This window comes from Bacillus sp. FSL L8-0358 (assembly GCF_038593095.1).
GTDB classification, from domain to species: domain Bacteria; phylum Bacillota; class Bacilli; order Bacillales; family Bacillaceae; genus Bacillus; species Bacillus subtilis.
Genome location: NZ_CP151962.1, coordinates 2,008,640 through 2,028,495, shown reverse-complemented (window position 1 = coordinate 2,028,495; position 19,856 = coordinate 2,008,640). Strand labels below are relative to the sequence as shown.

The 19,856-nt window shown below is 44.0% G+C and carries 10 protein-coding genes, 1 tRNA gene and 1 pseudogene; 9 read left to right on the top strand and 3 right to left on the bottom strand.

The window, feature by feature from the left end:
* The first annotated feature begins 10 nt into the window (after positions 1-10).
* A complete protein-coding gene (gene gltD / locus NYE49_RS10090; protein ID WP_047182700.1) occupies positions 11-1,492 on the top strand; it encodes a glutamate synthase small subunit in 1,482 nt (493 codons plus the stop codon).
* 57 nt (positions 1,493-1,549) lie between these two features.
* Here gltD and NYE49_RS10085 read toward each other — a convergent pair.
* Positions 1,550-2,538 (bottom strand): annotated as a pseudogene (locus tag NYE49_RS10085) (zinc-binding dehydrogenase).
* 128 nt (positions 2,539-2,666) lie between these two features.
* Between NYE49_RS10085 and yofA the strand changes: the two are divergent.
* Complete coding sequence (gene yofA / locus NYE49_RS10080) at positions 2,667-3,524, top strand: LysR family transcriptional regulator YofA (protein WP_047182698.1); 858 nt, start codon at positions 2,667-2,669, stop codon at positions 3,522-3,524.
* A 163-nt stretch (positions 3,525-3,687) separates the two neighbouring features.
* Here yofA and ggt read toward each other — a convergent pair whose 3' ends face one another.
* Entirely contained in the window at positions 3,688-5,451 is a 1,764-nt protein-coding gene (gene ggt / locus NYE49_RS10075; protein WP_047182697.1) for a gamma-glutamyltransferase, read from the bottom strand.
* 184 nt (positions 5,452-5,635) lie between these two features.
* Here ggt and NYE49_RS10070 point away from each other — a divergent pair, with 184 nt between their 5' ends.
* From NYE49_RS10070 to NYE49_RS10060, 3 genes are all read left to right on the top strand, one after another.
* A complete protein-coding gene (locus tag NYE49_RS10070) occupies positions 5,636-5,866 on the top strand; it encodes an excisionase family DNA-binding protein (RefSeq protein ID WP_047182696.1) in 231 nt (76 codons plus the stop codon).
* Between the two features lie 317 nt (positions 5,867-6,183).
* Positions 6,184-6,729 carry a site-specific integrase gene (locus NYE49_RS10065; protein ID WP_003231473.1) on the top strand — a complete coding sequence of 182 codons (546 nt, stop codon included), beginning with the start codon at positions 6,184-6,186 and terminating at the stop codon, positions 6,727-6,729.
* Between the two features lie 52 nt (positions 6,730-6,781).
* Positions 6,782-6,854, top strand: a tRNA-Arg gene (locus NYE49_RS10060).
* Between the two features lie 89 nt (positions 6,855-6,943).
* Here NYE49_RS10060 and iseA read toward each other — a convergent pair.
* Positions 6,944-7,489 carry a DL-endopeptidase inhibitor IseA gene (gene iseA, locus NYE49_RS10055; RefSeq protein ID WP_014479968.1) on the bottom strand — a complete coding sequence of 182 codons (546 nt, stop codon included), beginning with the start codon at positions 7,487-7,489 and terminating at the stop codon, positions 6,944-6,946.
* A gap of 285 nt (positions 7,490-7,774) precedes the next feature.
* Here iseA and NYE49_RS10050 point away from each other — a divergent pair, with 285 nt between their 5' ends.
* From NYE49_RS10050 to ppsA, 4 genes are all read left to right on the top strand, one after another.
* Entirely contained in the window at positions 7,775-9,166 is a 1,392-nt protein-coding gene (locus NYE49_RS10050; protein ID WP_004399508.1) for an MATE family efflux transporter, read from the top strand.
* A 133-nt stretch (positions 9,167-9,299) separates the two neighbouring features.
* The gene (gene galM / locus NYE49_RS10045) at positions 9,300-10,277 is read left to right on the top strand and encodes an aldose 1-epimerase (protein WP_047182695.1); all 978 of its coding nucleotides are present in this window, start codon (positions 9,300-9,302) and stop codon (positions 10,275-10,277) included.
* Positions 10,278-10,310: 33 nt separating this feature from the next.
* The gene (gene dacB / locus NYE49_RS10040; RefSeq protein WP_047182694.1) at positions 10,311-11,786 is read left to right on the top strand and encodes a D-alanyl-D-alanine carboxypeptidase/D-alanyl-D-alanine-endopeptidase; all 1,476 of its coding nucleotides are present in this window, start codon (positions 10,311-10,313) and stop codon (positions 11,784-11,786) included.
* Between the two features lie 381 nt (positions 11,787-12,167).
* Entirely contained in the window at positions 12,168-19,853 is a 7,686-nt protein-coding gene (gene ppsA / locus NYE49_RS10035) for a plipastatin non-ribosomal peptide synthetase PpsA (protein ID WP_047182693.1), read from the top strand.
* Positions 19,854-19,856: the final 3 nt, after the last annotated feature.

Below are 19,856 nucleotides of genomic sequence, written 5' to 3'. Positions count from 1 at the left end.
GGAGAGGAACATGGGGAAACCAACTGGATTTATGGAGATCAAACGAGAAAAACCTGCGGAGCGGGACCCTCTCACTCGCTTAAAGGATTGGAAAGAATATTCTGCTCCTTTTTCAGAAGAAGCATCGAAACGGCAAGGGGCGCGGTGCATGGATTGCGGTACACCGTTTTGCCAGATCGGTGCTGACATTAACGGATTTACATCCGGCTGTCCGATTTACAACTTAATTCCTGAATGGAATGATCTTGTCTACCGGGGCAGATGGAAGGAAGCATTGGAACGTCTGTTGAAAACAAACAACTTTCCTGAATTCACAGGGCGGGTATGCCCCGCTCCTTGTGAAGGATCATGCACTTTAGCGATTTCAGACCCGGCCGTATCAATTAAAAACATCGAGCGGACCATTATCGATAAAGGATTTGAGAACGGCTGGATTCAACCTAGAATTCCAAAAAAACGAACAGGCAAAAAAGTGGCTATCGTCGGGTCGGGCCCAGCCGGACTGGCGAGTGCTGACCAGCTAAATCAAGCAGGGCATTCTGTCACTGTTTTTGAGCGCTCAGACAGAGCGGGCGGTCTTTTAACATACGGCATTCCAAACATGAAGCTTGAAAAGGGCATTGTAGAACGCCGAATTAAATTGCTGACGCAAGAAGGAATTGATTTTGTCACGAACACAGAAATCGGTGTTGACATTACAGCTGATGAGCTAAAGGAGCAATTTGATGCTGTGATCCTATGCACAGGCGCTCAAAAACAGCGGGACCTCTTAATTGAAGGCCGCGACTCAAAAGGAGTCCATTACGCGATGGACTACCTGACACTTGCAACAAAAAGCTATTTAGATTCTAATTTTAAAGACAAGCAATTCATTGATGCCAAAGGGAAGGATGTCATCGTAATCGGAGGCGGAGATACAGGAGCTGACTGTGTGGCTACTGCTCTGCGTCAAAAAGCCAAAAGCGTGCACCAATTCGGCAAACACCCGAAACTTCCGCCAGCCCGCGCGAATGACAATATGTGGCCTGAACAGCCACACGTCTTTACGCTTGAATATGCATACGAGGAAGCAGAAGCAAAATTCGGAAGAGATCCGAGAGAATACTCCATTCAAACGACAAAAATGGTCGCGGATAAAAACGGAAAGCTGAAAGAACTTCATACCATCCAAATGGAAAAAGTGAAAAATGAGCATGGAAAATACGAGTTCCGCGAGCTGCCTGGAACGGAAAAAGTATGGCCTGCTCAGCTTGTCTTTATCGCTATCGGCTTTGAAGGCACAGAACAGCCGCTGTTGAAACAGTTCGGTGTTGATTCAGTAAATAACAAAATCAGTGCAGCATATGGGGATTATCAAACAAATATCGATGGTGTATTCGCCGCAGGGGATGCAAGAAGAGGCCAAAGCTTAATCGTATGGGCGATTAATGAAGGCCGTGAAGTGGCGCGTGAAGTGGATCGATATTTGATGGGGAGTTCAGTTCTTCCGTAAATAAAGGGGATTATCATATAAGAGAAACCGGTCTGGCTGCCAGGCCGGTTTCTTTTTTTATTCCATTACGATCCCGATGTTTCCAAACTGTCTGCCTTCCTGCATTCTTTTATATGCTTCACATGCTTTTTCTAAAGGATATATCCGGTCAATTACAGGCCGAAGCTTATGTTTGTCAATGAAAGCGAGCATAGCTTGAAATTCCTCACCGCTTCCCATCGAGGTTCCCAAAACATTGACCTGAGGAAAGAATAGAGAACGCACCGGAAAACTGAGATTATCCCCTGAGCTTGCCCCAAAGCTGACAATGCGGCCATTTGATTTTACATGGCGGAAGTATTCCGAAAAGAGGGCGGTCCTATGCTGTCAAGAACAACATCTATCTTTTTTCCCTGCAACTGCTCATCCCAATTGCTGTAGCTGTCAAATGCGTAATCAGCACCTAATTGCAGCGCCCTTTTTCTTTTCTCCTCACTGCGGGAGGTCACGCTTACTGTTGCCCCAATCGCTTTAGCCATCAATAAAGCGTAGGTTGCAACCCCGCTTCCGATGCCGGGTATCAATAGTTGCTCGCCTTTTTTTAATTGCCCCTTTGTAAACAAGGCCCGATATGCAGTTAAAGCGGATAAAGGTAAAACGCCCGCTTCTTCCCAAGATAAATAAGCAGGTTTTTTGATTGCATTTTGTGAAGGAATGATCACATATTCAGCAAGTGTTCCGTCTGAAGGACCTCCCAGAATCTCAGGTACAGGTGGAACATTCTCTGTCAAATCCCAGTTCAATGTCGGGAAAATGACTACTTCTGTCTGAACAGTAGCATTTTTCACGCCTTCACCAATCTCTTCAATGATACCCGCGCCGTCAGAACCGAGGATCACGTGAGGATCTTGTTCAGATTTGTTTTTCATAAGAAACAAGTCACGATGATTCAGACCCGCAGATTTTAATCTAACCTTTACCTCTCCGTATCCAGGCTTTGTTGATGGAACGTCCTGAACTGATAACCCCAGAAGACCGGCTTTTCCGTTGTGAATTACAGCTTTCATGCTGTCTGCCTCCTCATTGAATTGTATTTTCATATCTTTACATATTTTACATAGCGGTTTTCTTCGAGTAAAATGAACAAATATGATAGCTAATATCACTTTTCATCATAGCAAGCAGGTGAGAGCGCGTGGAAAGCGGAGATTTAAAGATTTTTCAGGCTGTTGCCCGCGAAGGAAGCATAACGAAAGCAGCCCAAATGCTGAATTATGTTCAGTCGAATGTGACAGCCAGAGTGCATAAGCTTGAGGAAGATTTGAATATCAGGCTTTTTCATCGAACGAATCGGGGGATGAAGCTGACTGCTGCAGGAGAAAATCTTTTACAATATGCAGATCAAGTATTATCGCTGTTAGACAAAGCTGAAAAATCGACCCGAATGAGCAGGCAACCAAAAGGGCCTTTGCGGATCGGATCACTGGAAACGACGGCGGTAACGCATCTGCCTGAGCATGCAGCATCCTTCCTCAGGCGTTTTCCTGAAGTGGATTTATCAGTGAACACAGCTGATACGCATCATTTGATTCAACAGGTTCTTGATCATAAAGTTGATGGCGCTTTTGTATATGGGCCGGTTGAACACGCTGCAGTTAGACAACTCCATGTTTCCCATGATGAATTAGTTTTGATTTCATCACGAGAAGGGACGGCAGAAGACATGCTTCAGCAGCCGATGCTCCTTTTTGGGGCTGGCTGTTCTCATCGTGACAGGGTCAAAAGATTACTAGAGGAAGCAGGCATACACAATCAAAAAATCATAGAGTTTGGCACATTGGAGGCAATTATAAAAGGTGTTTCCGCCGGGATGGGTACGGCGCTGCTCCCAAAGTCCGCTGTTGACTGCTCCGAGCATCGTACAAATGTGTGGATTCATCAACTGCCACCAGCATATCAAGACTTAGAGATCGTCTTTATATACAGGAAAGACTTTTTTATTACGAGTGCGTTTCAGACATTTCTTGATGAGATAAACGAAATGAAAAGATGAAGATAGACGGGCATTAGCAGAATAAAGACGTTTGTCAAAGAAGCAGTCATCATTCTGTCATTTTGGATTGCAATCAGGGATACAGAGCATCAGCAATGCCCGTTGTTATTAAAGATCTGCATAAAAAACTGTACTCATTTGAAGCGAGTACAGTTTTTTCTTTTTATTTGCGTTTTAAATTAATGCCGATCGCCGCTCCGTTTCTGCTTGAATCAGCTACGCCTTTAAAGGTGCCGTTTTCATGGTCGATCGATATGCTTTGTACGTTTCCGATTTCCACCGGACTTGTGCCGAATTTGTGGCCCATGCCGTTTAGCTTGCTGAGGACATCTTTAGGAACTCCGTCCTCGTAACGGTAAGAGCTCATGCTGTTTGTGTAAATTCTCGGCTCTTCAACAGCTGCTTTTAATTCCATACCATATTCAATGTGGTAGAGAATGGTTTGCAAAACGGATGAAATAATCGTGGCCCCGCCAGGAGATCCAACAGTGAGGACAGGCTTGTCATCCTTAAATAAAATCGTCGGGGTCATGCTGCTTAAAGGCCGTTTGTTTGGCTGTACTTCGTTAGCTCCGCCTGGTATCGCATCAAAATCCGTTAATTCATTGTTTAGGATGACTCCGTAATCAGGGACCATAATACCCGTTCCGAACAGCTGTTCGATTGTTGTTGTATAGGAAACAACATTTCCCCAACGGTCAGCAACTGTAAAGTGGGTTGTTTGGCCTTCTACTTTGTCTTTCGGCTGTTCAACTTGTTTATAGTTTGCTGATCCTTCTTGGTATTTCCAAGGGTCACCGGCTTTCGGTTTTTTATTCACTTGATCTAGGTTGATTAATTGCTGGCGTTCTTTAATATAATCGGGGTGAAGCAGGCCTTTGAGAGGAACATTTACAAATTCGGGATCACCTGCGTAAGACGCACGGTCGGCATATGACAAATGCATCGTTTCAGCAAGCAGCTGATATTTTTCCCATGAGCGGACATCGTATTGTGAAAGGTTAAAATCATCAAGGATTTTCAGCATTTGCAATAAGAAAATACCGCCGGAGCTTGGAGGAGGAGTAGTAGCAATTTGATAGCCTTGATAGTCTCCCCAAATCGGTTCATCAATTGTAATGTCGTAATTTTCTAAATCTTTTTCTGTCATTGATCCGCCGAAATCCTGGACAGTGTCAGAAAGCGCCTTGGCGAATTTTCCTTTATAAAAAGCGTCAGTGCCTTTGGAGCGAATAAGCTTAAATGTTTTAGCCAAATCCTTTTGAATAAGGGTATCTCCTTCTTTAAGCGGTTCGCCATTTGGCAAAAATACATCTTTTGCGGCAGTCCGTGAAAGTTTTTCCTGATAATCAGAAATGGCATCTGCCAACACTGAATCAATCGGAAAGCCTTTGTCAGCGAGTTTAATAGAAGGGGTAATTAATTGCTTCATTGAACGGGTTCCCCATTTATCCAAGGCTTCTTCCAACCCTTTCAGCGTGCCTGGAACACCAACGGCAGTACCTTTTGTCACACGTTCAGAGAAGGGAATTGCTTTGCCGTTTTCATCCAAAAACATGTCAGGGGTTGCGCCTGCTGGAGCACGCTCACGGCTGTCGATTATCGTTGTATCCTTCGTTTTTCCGTCATACACCATCATAAAACCGCCGCCGCCAATGCCTGACATCATCGGCTCTGTTACATTGAGTGCAAATTGAATGGCAACCGCTGCGTCAATAGCATTTCCTCCTTTTTTCAGCACATCAGCACCGATTTCAGAAGCAAGAGGATGTGCGGTCGCAACCATGCCGTCTTTTCCAACATCTACTTGTTTGTACTCATCGTAGCTTTTGGGCGGTTTTTTAGCTTCCGCGTGAAAAGGGACACTTCCAGCGACTAACAGAACACTAAGCAGAGCTGTTAAACAGACGTTCCACGTTCTTTTCATGTTCTCCCTCCTATATGAAGCTGTATTGTTACAATCTTAGCGTAAAAAAATTACAGCGTTTTCACAAGTGACAAATGGTATATTATATAGTACATAAAGCCGTTTTTCTGTGCAAAATTGATTATATTGATATGAGCCATGTGCTATATTAGAATCAGCATACGGATTAAGAAGGGACTGCTATATGTATTTAACGATTGAAGAAACAGCAGAATATACAAATCTTTCAGAGGATTATATTAAAAGCTTGGTGCTCGAAGGGAAAATCAGAGCCGTTCATGACGGGGAGCAATTTTTGATTTATAAGGAGCAGTTCAACACGCATCTCGAACAGCTGGAGAATTACAAAGCACTGGTGCAGGAAATATTAAATGAACCAATCCCGGAAGATATTGATGTAAAGGATGAGGATTAGGACACAATTTGAAATTGTGTCTTTTTTTGTATGTTTTTTTGTGGAAGCTCCAGAAAATTGGGAGCGTCAGATTTCGTTTTAAGAGGATTTTTGATGATTAGTAGGGGGATAAGTATCCAAGAGGTTAAAAGCTTTATAAGAGGCTTTAAAGCTTATTTTATAGGGTGAAGGTTTTAAGAAGCTTTTTTAAAAGCTTATGTAACACTATGTATATTATGTTACATAAACGCCGCCGCACTTTGACATTCAACGTTTTTCAGCTATAATAGTAACATAGACCTCAAAACGTTACATAACGGTTTTTAAGGAGTTTTTTGATGCATATTGTACAGCCGATTCGCAGTCTAGAGAAAATCCAAGAAGTCAAACAGTATTTGCTTAACAAAAATAAGCGGGATTATTTTCTGTTTATTTTCGGCATCAACAGCGCGCTCCGCATTTCTGATATTCTGCCGCTGCAAGTGAAGGACGTTCAAAATAAAGATCATTTATGGGCGACTGAAAGCAAAACGAAAAAGAAAAGAAAGATTCTTATTTTAGAATCGCTGAAACAGGAAATATACGAGTATACGAAAGACATGAAGGAAAACGAATATCTTTTTAAATCAGTGCGGACCAGGAAGCCGATTTCCCGCATTCAGGCCTACAGAATTTTAAGAGAGGCTGCTGCGGCGTGCGGACTTGAGGAGATAGGGACGCATACACTCCGGAAAACGTTTGGCTATCATTTTTATCAGCGAACGAAAGACATCGCCGAGCTGCAGAGAATACTGAATCATTCATCACCATCAATTACAATGCGGTATATCGGTATTGATGAAGATACGACAAGAGCCGCATATAAGGTTTTTGGAGGGCTTTAATACAAATCGCTTGAAAATATTGATCATCAGAGCTACTATATAAATACCAAAAGCTCTAGTAGCACAGCGGATAGTGCAGCAGTTTCCTAAACTGCAGGTCGGGAGTTCGAATCTCTCCTAGAGCGTTATATTCAAAAGACAACAGGCACTTTTTGCCTGTTGTCTTTCTTTATGCAAACCAAATAAAAACGCCCGCTTATACCGGGCGTTTTTCTTATATAACTGCGTCAAATTGATTGACTTTCCATTTTTTATTTTCTTTCACGAATGTCACTTTCCGTTTTGCAGAAGGGGATCCGTCTAAAGTAGGGACGGTAAATTCGTATGTGATTGTGCCGCCTTTTTTAGAGACCAGTTTAGCAGTTGATTTTTTCCAATTCAAAAGATTGTCTCCGTCACCGATTGGAACAGCAAGTTTTCCTTTTGAAACAGTGAAATGATAATCTTTAAAGCCTTTTTCGATTGCTGTTTTTGTAAAAATAGGAGTTAAGTAATTCACCGCTTTTGCTTTAGTGCCTAGATCACTGCACATGTATACATATTGAAGATTTTGATACTCGAATGTGCCTGATGGGCAAACTGCTTTTTTCACCTTCGGATTGTGGCCGCTCATGGTGTTCCAAAAATGTTCTCTAGCGGATAATGCCAACTGTAATGCTTGTTTTTGTGATAAATCGCCTGATGTATTTTTCGCAAATGCATTTGTGCTTAATGACAGAATAAGTGCAATGGTTGTTAGAAATAGAAGACATTTTTTCATTATCGCTCTCTCCTTCAAAATCTCTTTCTCTTATATTACAAATGTTACAATGATTACGGGTAGATTACAATACTTTTGCATAAATTATTTTTTATTCTTTTACTCACAAAAAATACGCCATTACTTGCTAGTTTATTCTTCATAAGCTAAAAAGATGTGTAAAATTAGAAGAATCGGGAAGGGTTTCATATGTGCAATGATGAATAATAACATGTTACATATCCTGTTTTTGTCAAAAAATGAGGGCATGTTTAAAAACGATTTCAAATAAAGGAGTCCTTTAATATGGAAACATCACAAGAACCTCTTGTAACTCAAAAGAAAAGCAAACCATCAGTTTGGCGGTCGATGTCACTCTTTTTGGTGCCGCTTCTGCTGAGCAATGTGCTGCAATCAGTCGGTCAGCTAGTCGGGATGATGGCTGTAGGCAGATGGCTTGGTGTTGATGCAGTGGCAGCTGTATCATCCTTTTTCCCGTTATTTTTTCTTTTAATCTCATTTACGATTGGGATCGGTTCAGGAAGTTCGATTCTGATCGGACAAGCTTACGGAGCGAAAAATGAGGAACGGCTAAAGGCTGTTGTCGGGACGACGCTCACGTTTACATTTTTATTAGGCGTTGTGTTAGCCGTTATCGGCAGTATTTTCACCCTGGATATCCTTCGTTTAATGGGAACACCTGAAAATGTCATTCATGTCAGCGCTAACTATGCACGTATTTTATTTTATGCTATGCCGTTTATGTTTTTATATTTTGCATATACTACCTTTTTGCGCGGAACAGGAGATTCCAAGACACCGTTTTATACGCTGATTGTGAGCACGGTCATCAACATCGCGCTTTTGCCTGTTTTAATCCTTGGCATGTTTGGTTTTCCGAAACTGGGCATATACGGCTCGGCATATGCAACTGTCATTTCCACGATTGCGACTTTTCTCGTGTTAATGGTGTATTTACGAAAACGAAAACACCCGCTGCAATTTGATAAAACAGTGCGTCGTTATTTGAAAATGGATAAGGAACTGCTGGTTCTCCTGCTGCGTCTTGGGGTCCCAGCAAGCATCAATATGATTCTTGTCTCATTATCAGAGATAGCGGTTATTTCATTCGTCAATCATTACGGCTCTAATGCAACAGCTGCATACGGAGTGGTCAACCAGGTGGCCAGCTATGTACAGATGCCGGCCGTTAGCCTTGGTATTGCGGTTTCTATTTTCGCTGCGCAATCGATCGGGGCAAACGAGTTTGACCGCTTAAAGCAGGTCATTCGCGTGGGGATTTGGCTGAATTATATCATTGGCGGCGTACTGATTATTCTGATCTATGTTTTTTCACATCAGATTTTATCGTTATTTTTAACCGAGCAAGAGACGCTTTACATTGCGCACCGTCTTTTGATGATTACATTGTGGAGCTATTTGCTGTTTGGAAATGCCCAAATTATTTCTGCAACGATGCGGGCAAGCGGAACGGTTTTATGGCCGACCGTCATCAGTATTTTTGCAATCTGGGGAGTAGAGGTGCCTGTCGCTTTCGTCCTTTCTCACTATACAAAGCTTGAAATACTCGGCGTCTGGGTTGGTTATCCAGCTGCGTTTGCCGTCAGCTTGCTGTTGATTTATGGGTATTATCAATTCGTCTGGAAAAAGAAACAAATCACACGTCTCATCCAATAGTCTCCGAATCACACCGTTCATAAGTTTGAACGGTGTTTTTTTATTTGATAGGGGAAAATATAAAATGGAGGAAATATGGTACAGTACATTGAATTCTTATACTAGCAATGAATCAAGGAGAGGTTGAGTAAACATGGCAAACTTTATTGAGAAAATCACGTATTTGGGAACGCCGGCCATCAAAGCGGGCAACGAACATCTAGAAATGATTGTTGTCCCTGAGTGGGGGAGCAACGTCATTTCTCTCGTGGACAAAACAACAAAAGTCCAGCTTTTGCGTGAACCGGAAACAGCAGAAAGTTTTCACGACACACCAACATTGTATGGCATTCCAATCCTGTTCCCGCCTAACCGCATAAGTGACGGTACATTCAGTTTCCGGGGCAGAACGTATCATTTTGATATCAACGAGAAGGATAAACACAACCATCTTCATGGGTTTCTTTACCATGAAAAGTGGAACGTAGTGACCGCGAAGAAAACTGATGAAGAAGTGATTGTTGAAACAGAAATTGATCTTTCTGAGCTCCCCCATGTGTATAAGCAATTTCCTCACCATGCCGTCGTTCGGATGACATACACGGTAAAAGGGAATACTCTGTTTAAACATGCGACGGTCATGAACAAAGGAAAGGAAGCGTTTCCTTGGGGAATTGGTTATCATACTACATTTGTGTTTCCGGCAGAAAGCTCGTTATTCTCCCTGACAGCAGATCAGCAATGGGAGTTGGATGAACGCCTGCTGCCGACCGGGAAACTGATGGATGTACCGAATAAAGAAGCTTTGCATGAAGGAATGGATTTGCGCCACAAGCAGCTGGATGATGTCTTTTTATCTTCTTATCAGAAGAGGGGCGGAGAAAACCAGGCAGTCATTTATCATCAGCATGCACATATCAGCATTATTTATAAGGCAGATGAACAGTTTAAACATTGGGTTGTATACAATGCGGACGGAAAACAAGGGTATTTATGCCCTGAACCTTACACATGGGTGACAAACGCAGTGAATCTTGATTTACCTTCGTCACTCACTGGTTTACAAGTGCTGGAGCCGGGAGAAGAAACGACAGCTAAAAGCAGTATCACCATTGAACTGAATCATCAATAGCCAATGATGAAGCGCAGAGAGGCGGGGAAATTAATGAAAAAAAGCATAAAGCTTTATGTTGCTGTTTTACTGCTTTTCGTCGTTGCTTCGGTGCCTTATATGCATCAGGATGCGCTTGCCGCTGAAAAACAAGATGCACTTTCCGAGCAGATCGATAAGATTTTAGCTGATCATCCTGCCCTCGAAGGCGCAATGGCCGGCATCACCGTTCGCTCTGCGGAAACAGGTGCTGTTCTATATGAACATTCAGGAGACACCCGAATGAGACCTGCCTCTTCTCTAAAGCTCTTGACAGCGGCCGCGGCACTTTCTGTCCTTGGCGAGAACTATTCTTTTACAACCGAGGTCCGGACGGATGGCACACTGAAAGGGAAAAAGCTGAATGGTAACCTTTATTTGAAAGGGAAAGGTGATCCGACACTTTTACCATCTGATTTTGACAAAATGGCTGAGAAATTGAAACATTCCGGCGTAAAAGTAATTAAAGGCAATCTGATCGGTGATGATACGTGGTATGATGACATGCGATTATCACCTGATATGCCTTGGAGCGATGAATACACATATTATGGCGCGCCAATCTCCGCTCTAACAGCGTCTCCAAACGAAGACTATGATGCAGGCACTGTGATTGTTGAGGTCACCCCAAATCAAAAAGAAGGGGAAAAGCCTGCCGTGTCTGTCTCTCCGAAAACCGATTATATAACGATAAAGAACGATGCTAAAACGACTGCTGCCGGTTCAGAGAAAGACCTCACAATCGAAAGAGAGCATGGAACAAACACGATTACAATTGAAGGGAGCGTACCGGTTGACGCAAACAAGACAAAGGAGTGGATTTCTGTCTGGGAGCCTGCCGGATATGCCTTAGATTTATTTAAGCAGTCACTAAAAAAACAAGGAATTACTGTGAAAGGGGACATCAAGACGGGTGAAGGACCTAGTTCTTCAGATGTGCTGCTCTCTCATCGCTCAATGCCTTTATCGAAACTTTTTGTGCCGTTCATGAAATTAAGTAATAACGGACATGCCGAAGTGCTCGTAAAAGAGATGGGGAAAGTGAAAAAAGGAGAAGGGAGCTGGGAAAAGGGACTCGAAGTGTTAAACAGTACGCTTCCGGAATTTGGTGTTGATTCTAAATCACTCGTCTTAAGGGACGGATCAGGAATCTCACATATTGATGCTGTATCCTCAGATCAACTTTCACAGCTGTTATATGACATTCAGGATCAGAGTTGGTTCTCGGCTTATCTAAATTCTTTACCTGTTGCGGGCAATCCTGACAGAATGGTGGGCGGAACGCTGAGAAACCGCATGAAAGACACTCCTGCACAAGGAAAAGTAAGAGCAAAAACCGGATCGCTCAGTACGGTAAGCTCTCTATCTGGGTACGCGGAAACAAAGAGCGGAAAAAAACTTGTTTTCTCTATTCTTCTAAATGGATTGATTGATGAAGAGGATGGAAAAGATATTGAGGATCAAATCGCTGTCATTTTGGCAAATCAATAATAGCGGCAGACCTGTTTTCCAAGAGAAAACAGGTTTTTTTATGTCTGTAATAACGCTTTGTCGAACCTTCCAACAATTAGAAGAATGATGCACAAAAGCAAATTAGTTCGATTAAAAAGTAGTGTATAAGACCTTATGCAAAACAATACTTTTATCACTTTATATCCGGAAATTTGATAAAAAAAGAAACGAAAAATAAAGAAATAATACTATATTCAAAAAAATGTTATAAAAATTTAATGTTTTTTATTGTACTTTAAAAAATATCCGTTAATATAGTGCATATATGGATTATATAGTCATATAATTTCTTTTATTGTCATTTTTCTGCTTTTTTCTACTTTTTCTTATCCTCTTATTATGAGAACTGGAGGGAATCCGTTGAGCGAACATACTTATTCTTTAACCCATGCCCAAAGGAGAGTGTGGTTTACCGAACTGCTGGAGCCAAATACCAGCATTTGCAATCTCACAGCCTGTGTGAAATTCAAAGGCAATATTGAGCTTGATACTCTGGAGGGAGCGCTGAATCATTCCATCTCCCGCAACGACGCCATTAGATTTCAGCTGTTAGAAGGAGAAGAGCTTGAGCCGCGATTGCACCTTACTGAATATAAATATTATCCACTTAGAATAATTGATTTTTCAAATGTTGAAATGATAGAAATAGAGCAATGGATTCAGGATCAAGCGAGCATTCCATTTAAACTGTTCAACTCGCCTCTTTATCAATTTTACCTCCTTAGAATTGACTCTCATGAAGTTTGGCTATTTGCGAAATTCCATCATATCATAATGGATGGAATCTCTTTAAACGTGATGGGAAATCAAATTATAGATCTTTATCAAAAAATGAAAAAGAAAGATCCTTTACCTGATCAGCCGGAACCTTCTTACTTGAGCTACATCGAAAAAGAGAGTCAATATCTACAATCTCCGCGGTTTGCAAAGGACCGTTTATTTTGGACGCAAACCTTTGAGCACCCGTTGGAATACCACTCGTTAGCCGACCAAACGTCCTTACAAAAACAGAGCACATCTGCATCCAGAGACACCATCATTCTTTCACCTGATCTAGAGCAAACGATTCGAATTTTCTGCGAAGAACACAAGATCAATATCATTTCCTTATTTATGGCTTCATTTTACATATGCATCAGCCGAATCACTTCTAAAAAAGATCTTGCCATTGGCACCTACTATGGCAACAGAGGGTCAAAGGCTGAAAAAGAAATGCTCGGCATGTTTGTTAGTTCTCTTCCAATCAGAATAACGGTTGATCCTGACACAGATTTTCTTTCCTTTGCCCGCACAATAGGCAGGGAACAGCTTTCCGTTATGCGTCATCAACGGTTTCCTTATAATTTGCTTGTAAATGAATTAAGAAATGAACAGAAGGATTTACACAACCTTATCGGTATATCTATGCAGTATCAGCCACTTCAGTGGCATAATGCAGATGATTTTGACTATGAAACAGCGCTTTATTTCAGCGGATACACCGCGAACGAGCTTTCAGTTCAAATACAAGAACGGATAGACAATGGAACCATTCAATTAAATTTCGACTATCAAAATACCTTGTTTTCTCTTGAGGATATTAAACGAATACAATCTCATCTGCTTACCATACTGGAAAACGCCCTTCAACATCCGCACAGCTTTATAAGAGAATTAGATATGACGAATACAAGAGAAAAGCAAAAATTGTTGTGTGAGTTTAACAAGACGGAAGTTGTTTCGCCTAAAGCTTTCACCCTGCATGGGCTGTTTGAGCGACAGGCAGCTTTCACACCGGAGCGGCTGGCCATTCGCTTTTCAGGCGGTTCGCTGACATACGCTGAGCTTGACATGTACGCCAGCCGGCTGGCTGCGCACCTTGCGGCACGCGGCGTCACAAACGAAAGTATCGTCGGTGTCCTGTCTGAACGCTCACCTGACATGCTGATCGCTGTCCTTGCTGTCTTGAAGGCCGGAGGGGCGTATTTGCCGCTTGATCCTGCGTATCCAAAGGAGCGGCTGAGCTACATGCTGAAAGACAGCGGGGCATCGCTCTTGCTGACGCAGCCGGGATGCTCCGCACCGAGCTTTTCTGGAGAGACGCTTGAAGTTGACATGACATCTCTTGATCGTGAAGAAGTAAAACGTCATGTGTCTGCTTCTGTTAGCGACGGATCTCTCGCCTATGTCATCTATACATCGGGCTCTACCGGGCAGCCGAAAGGAGTGGCCGTTGAGCACCGCCAGGCTGTTTCCTTTCTGACCGGCATGCAGCACCAATTTCCGCTTTCGGAAGATGACATTGTCATGGTGAAAACCTCTTTTTCCTTTGATGCGTCTGTGTGGCAGCTGTTTTGGTGGGCTCTTTCCGGTGCTTCGGCGTATCTGCTTCCGCCCGGCTGGGAAAAAGACCCCGCATTGATCATACAAGCCATTCATCAGGAAAAAGTGACAACGGCTCATTTTATTCCGGCTATGCTGAACAGCTTTCTCGATCAAGCGGAAATGTTAGCGCTCGGTGACGGGACAAACCTAAAGCGTGTATTCGCCGGAGGTGAACCGCTTGCGCCGCGTACGGCAGCCCGTTTTGCTTCTGTATTGCCGCAGGTATCATTAATCCATGGTTACGGACCGACAGAAGCAACGGTAGACGCGGCATTTTACGTATTGGATCCAGAACGGGACAGGGATCGTTTGCGGATTCCGATTGGGAAGCCCGTACCTGGTGCGCGTTTGTATGTTTTAGATCCGCATTTAGCCGTACAGCCTTCTGGTGTCGCCGGCGAACTGTATATTGCTGGAGCGGGTGTTGCCAGAGGTTATTTGAATCGGCCGGCATTAACGGAGGAGCGTTTTCTAGAAGACCCGTTTTACCCGGGGGAACGCATGTACAAAACAGGAGACGTGGCGCGCTGGCTCCCTGATGGGAATGTTGAATTCCTCGGGCGCACGGATGATCAGGTGAAAATCCGCGGCTACCGGATTGAGCCCGGAGAAATTGAAGCGGCACTAAGAAGCATAGAAGGCGTAAGGGAGGCAGCCGTTACCGTACGGACAGACAGCGGCGAGCCGGAATTATGCGCTTATATAGAAGGGCTCGGAAGAAACGAAGTCCGTGCGCAGCTTGAGAGACTGTTGCCGGGCTACATGGTCCCAGCCTATATGATAGAGATGGAACAGTGGCCGGTTACACCAAGCGGAAAGCTTGACCGAAACGCCCTGCCAGCTCCTGGCGGAGCGGCAGATGCGGAGACCTACACGGCGCCGAGAAACGTGACTGAGATGAAGCTTTCTCAGCTGTGGGAGGATGTGCTGAAAAATGGCCCTGTCGGGATTCACGACAACTTTTTTGACCGCGGGGGACATTCCTTAAAAGCAACGGCGCTTGTCTCACGGATCGCCAAAGAATTCGATGTACAGTTGCCGCTAAAAGATGTGTTTGCCCATCCGACAGTAGAAGGACTGGCTACCGTTATCCGTGAAGGAACGGACAGTCCATATGAAGCGATTAAGCCCGCTGAAAAACAGGAAACCTATCCGGTTTCCTCTGCCCAAAAGCGGATTTATGTCCTTCAGCAGCTGGAGGACGGAGGGACAGGCTACAATATGCCGGCTGTGTTAGAGCTCGAAGGGAAGCTCAACCCTGAAAGGATGGACAGAGCTTTCAAAGAGCTGATCAAGCGCCACGAGTCGCTTCGGACCGCCTTCGAACAGGACGCAGGAGGCGATCCGGTGCAGCGCATCCATGACGAGGTGCCGTTTACGTTACAGACTACAGTTCTCGGCGCACGAACCGAAGAGGAGGCCGCAGCCGCATTTATCAAACCGTTTGATCTCAGCCAAGCGCCGCTGTTCCGTGCCCAAATCGTAAAGGTATCAGATGAGCGGCACCTGTTACTGGTTGATATGCATCACATCATTTCAGACGGTGTTTCCGTCAACATTCTGATTCGGGAATTCGGCGAGCTGTACAACAACCGGAATCTTCCGGCGCTGCGTATTCAATATAAAGATTATGCCGCATGGCAAGAAGGATTCAAAACAGGAGACGCGTACAAAACGCAGGAGGCGTACTGGCTGAAGCAGCTCGAGGGCGAGCTGCCTGTGCTGGATCTTCCCGCTGATCATGCCCGCCCGCCGGTGCGAAGCTTCGCGGGTGACAAGGTCTCATTTACGCTGGATCAAGAGGTTGCATCAGGCCTTCACAAGCTGGCACGAGAAAACGGAAGCACACTGTACATGGTGCTCCTTGCGGCGTACACCGCGTTCTTGTCACGCTTAAGCGGACAGGAAGATATCATCGTCGGCTCGCCAATCGCCGGCCGTCCGCACAAGGATCTTGAGCCGATACTCGGCATGTTTGTGAACACGCTGGCGCTTCGGACGCGCCCGGAGGGCGGGAAGCTGTTTGTACAGTATTTGCAGGAAGTACGTGAGACAGCATTGGAAGCCTTTGAGCATCAGGATTACCCGTTCGAAGAACTTGTCGATAAGCTTGAATTGACACGAGATATGAGCCGGAACCCAGTGTTTGATGCGATGTTTATCCTTCAAAATGTAGAAAAACAGGACATAGATCTGAGAGAAATAAAAGTCAGGCCTGCCAATTTCGCACATCACATTTCTTTATTTGATATCACATTAATAGCTACGGAAATAAGTGGATCTATTTGCTGCGAAATGGAATTTAGTACAGAAGTATTCCTGAAAGCTACAATTGAACGCTGGGCTGATCATTTTATCGAATTTCTGCATGCGGCACTTTCAACCCCTGAAACAAGCCTTGCACAAATAAACATACTTAGTGATAAAGAAAAACAAAAAATAGTCTTTGAATTTAACAAAACTCAAGTTGAATTTGCTCAAAAAGATGTTCCTTTTCATCGCATATTTGAAGCGAAAGCTGAAGAAATTCCAGAACATATAGCTGTTATTGATAACGAAACAGAGATTAGCTATCGACTTCTAAATGAAAGAGCCAATCGTCTGGCACGAACATTGCAAAACAGAAAAGGACCGAAGCCAACTGTGGCTGTTTTAGCCAAGCGGTCCATCGATGCAATTGTTGGAGTGCTGGCAGTGATGAAAGCTGGCGGAGTGTATATCCCGATCGATTCACATTATCCAAAAGCTCGTATTGAATACATTCTTCGTGATAGCGGGGCAGATATTCTTCTTTTACAGCAGGAGTTGAAGCATTTGATTTCAAACTTGCCTGAATCTGAGATGTCTCCCATCTGCCTTGACGATGAAAGCTCTTATGAAGAAAATAGCTGCAACCTTAACTTATCTCCTGCTCCTGAAGAGCCGGTATATATCATTTATACGTCAGGAACGACGGGTGCGCCTAAAGGCGTCATTGTCACCTATCGGAACTTTACTCATGCTGCTCTTGCTTGGCGTCAAATATATGAGCTGGATCGGAAGCCTGTCAGACTGCTTCAAATCGCGAGCTTTTCATTCGATGTCTTCTCAGGAGATTTGGCGAGAACATTGTCCAACGGCGGGACTCTAATCGTTTGCCCAGATGAAACACGGCTGGAACCTGCTGAAATATATAAAATCATGAACTCTCAGAGAATCACGGTGATGGAGTCGACACCAGCTCTCATTATCCCGGTGATGGAGTATGTATACCGTAACCAGTTCAAGCTTCCTGACTTAGACATACTGATTCTTGGTTCCGACATGGTGAAAGCTCAAGATTTCAAAACATTGACAGATCGCTTTGGCCAAAGCATGCGCATTATTAATAGCTATGGTGTCACAGAGGCAACCATTGATTCGAGCTTTTATGAAACCAGTATGGGTGGAGAGTGTACGGGAGATAACGTACCAATCGGCAGCCCGCTGCCGAATGTACACATGTACGTACTCAGCCAGACTGATCAAATTCAGCCGATCGGTGTTGCCGGCGAGCTGTGCATCGGCGGGGCAGGTGTTGCGAAAGGCTATCATCATAAACCTGACTTAACGCAAATGAAATTTACAGAAAATCCATTTGTCTCTGGAGAAAGGCTGTACAGAACCGGTGATCGAGCATGCTGGCTTCCAAACGGAACGATCCGGCTTCTTGGCCGAATGGATTATCAAGTAAAGATAAATGGATACAGAATTGAAACAGAAGAAATTGAAAGTGTTCTGCTTCAAACGGGGCTTGTCAGAGAAGCTGCTGTTGCCGTTCAGCATGATAAAAATGGACAGGCTGGTTTGGCAGCATATATTGTGCCTTCAGACGTCAATACGAATGCTCTCCGTGCTGCTTTAACAAAGGAGCTGCCAGCGTATATGATTCCTGCACATCTGATTCCTTTAGAAAACATGCCGCTGACCCTAAACGGAAAGCTGGACAGAAATGCCTTGCCGGCTCCAAATAATGTGTTATCGCGTCCATATACCGCACCAGTTAACGACATACAAAAAACGATGGCGTATATATGGGAAGATGTACTGAGCATGTCACGAGTCGGCATTCACGATTCCTTTTTTGAGCTTGGCGGAGACTCAATTAAAGCATTACAAGTGGCAGCACGTCTGGCAGCTGAAGGCTGGAGCATGACAATACGCGACTTATTCCGTTATTCAACGATTCAGGAACTATGCGGACATATCACACCATTGGCATCTCAAGCGGACCAGGGACCTGTGGAAGGTGAAGCTGAACTCACCCCGATTCAGCGAAGATTTTTCGGACAGGTACATGCTTTTCACTATCATTACAACCAGTCCGTCATGCTTTTCAGTGAAAAAGGATTCAATGCTAACGCGCTTCATCTAGCGCTGCGTAAAATAACCGAGCATCATGATGCCATTCGCATGATTTTCCAACGTGACCAAAACGGCCATGTCATTCAGTTTAATCGCGGAATCAATCACAAGGATCATGAACTGTTTGGCCTTTATATTTCAGATTGGATAAAAGCATCGCTAGAAGGGGCTCACCTTGATGAAAAACTTGCCGCTGAGGAAACCGTCATTCAAAGCAAAATGAATGTAGAAAAAGGGCCTTTGCTGCAAGCAGGTTTGTTTAAAACGGCAGAAGGGGATCATTTGCTGATTGCACTTCATCATCTTGTGATAGATGGCGTTTCTTGGAGAATTCTGCTTGAGGATTTAGCTGCAGCATATCAGCAGGCTTTAGAAAAGCAAGAAATCCAATTACCGCCAAAAACGGATTCTTATTTGGCCTACGCCAATGGTCTTACCCAAATAGCTGAAAGTAAGCAATTGCTTTCAGAGAAAACGTATTGGCAAACGATTTTAGACGCTCACACTGCTTTTCTTCCTAAGGACATAGAAAATGTGCCGGACAGACTCCAAATGAACAGCGACGCAGCAGCGTTTGTACTATCTGGGGACTGGACTGAAAAATTGCTGTTTGAAACCCAGCAAGCCTATGGCACTGATGCCAACGAACTTTTGCTTACGGCTTTAGGAATGGCGCTTTCTGAATGGGCTGGGCATGACCAAATCGTGATCAGCACTGAGGGACACGGTAGAGAAGGGCATGTGCCAAACATTGATATTTCAAGGACAGTTGGATGGTTTACTTCCATTTATCCTATTCTGCTAGACATGGGTATTCCCGAGCCTTTCGAGGATCAGCTCGCATACCGAATTAAGACGACAAAAGATATGCTGAGAAGAGTACCGAATAAAGGAACTGGATACGGATTGTTAACACACATAGGAGAACTGCGGCATAAAGAGCCTGAGGTCAGCTTTAATTATCTCGGTCAATTTAGCAAAGAGAAGGAAGCTGAAACGTTTCAATTATCATATTACAAGCCCCGTTACGAAATAGCGGGTGAGAGAGAACGAGAGTATGAGCTGGACATCAATGCTCTCATTACGGACGGACGGCTTCAAGTAAAAGCGGTATACACCCAAGTGTTCAGCAAACACTCAATTGAGTGCTTTATGGATCGTTTTCACAGGCATCTTATCGAGACGATTGAGCATTGTTCGCAGAAAAAAGCACGCGAAAAAACACTGAGCGATTTCAGCAATAAGGAATTAACGTTGTCTGCATTATCTAGCATCGAAGATCTCGTGAAAGATCTTTAACTT

Bases quoted from the DNA above. Each gene is read 5' to 3' on its own strand.
- dacB (WP_047182694.1), top strand. From the start codon at position 10,311: ATGAAAAAAAGCATAAAGCTTTATGTTGCTGTTTTACTGCTTTTCGTC.
- galM (WP_047182695.1), top strand. From the start codon at position 9,300: ATGGCAAACTTTATTGAGAAAATCACGTATTTGGGAACGCCGGCCATC.
- NYE49_RS10070 (WP_047182696.1), top strand. From the start codon at position 5,636: ATGTATTTAACGATTGAAGAAACAGCAGAATATACAAATCTTTCAGAG.
- NYE49_RS10050 (WP_004399508.1), top strand. From the start codon at position 7,775: ATGGAAACATCACAAGAACCTCTTGTAACTCAAAAGAAAAGCAAACCA.
- NYE49_RS10065 (WP_003231473.1), top strand. From the start codon at position 6,184: ATGCATATTGTACAGCCGATTCGCAGTCTAGAGAAAATCCAAGAAGTC.
- iseA (WP_014479968.1), bottom strand. From the start codon at position 7,489: ATGAAAAAATGTCTTCTATTTCTAACAACCATTGCACTTATTCTGTCA.
- ggt (WP_047182697.1), bottom strand. From the start codon at position 5,451: ATGAAAAGAACGTGGAACGTCTGTTTAACAGCTCTGCTTAGTGTTCTG.
- gltD (WP_047182700.1), top strand. From the start codon at position 11: ATGGGGAAACCAACTGGATTTATGGAGATCAAACGAGAAAAACCTGCG.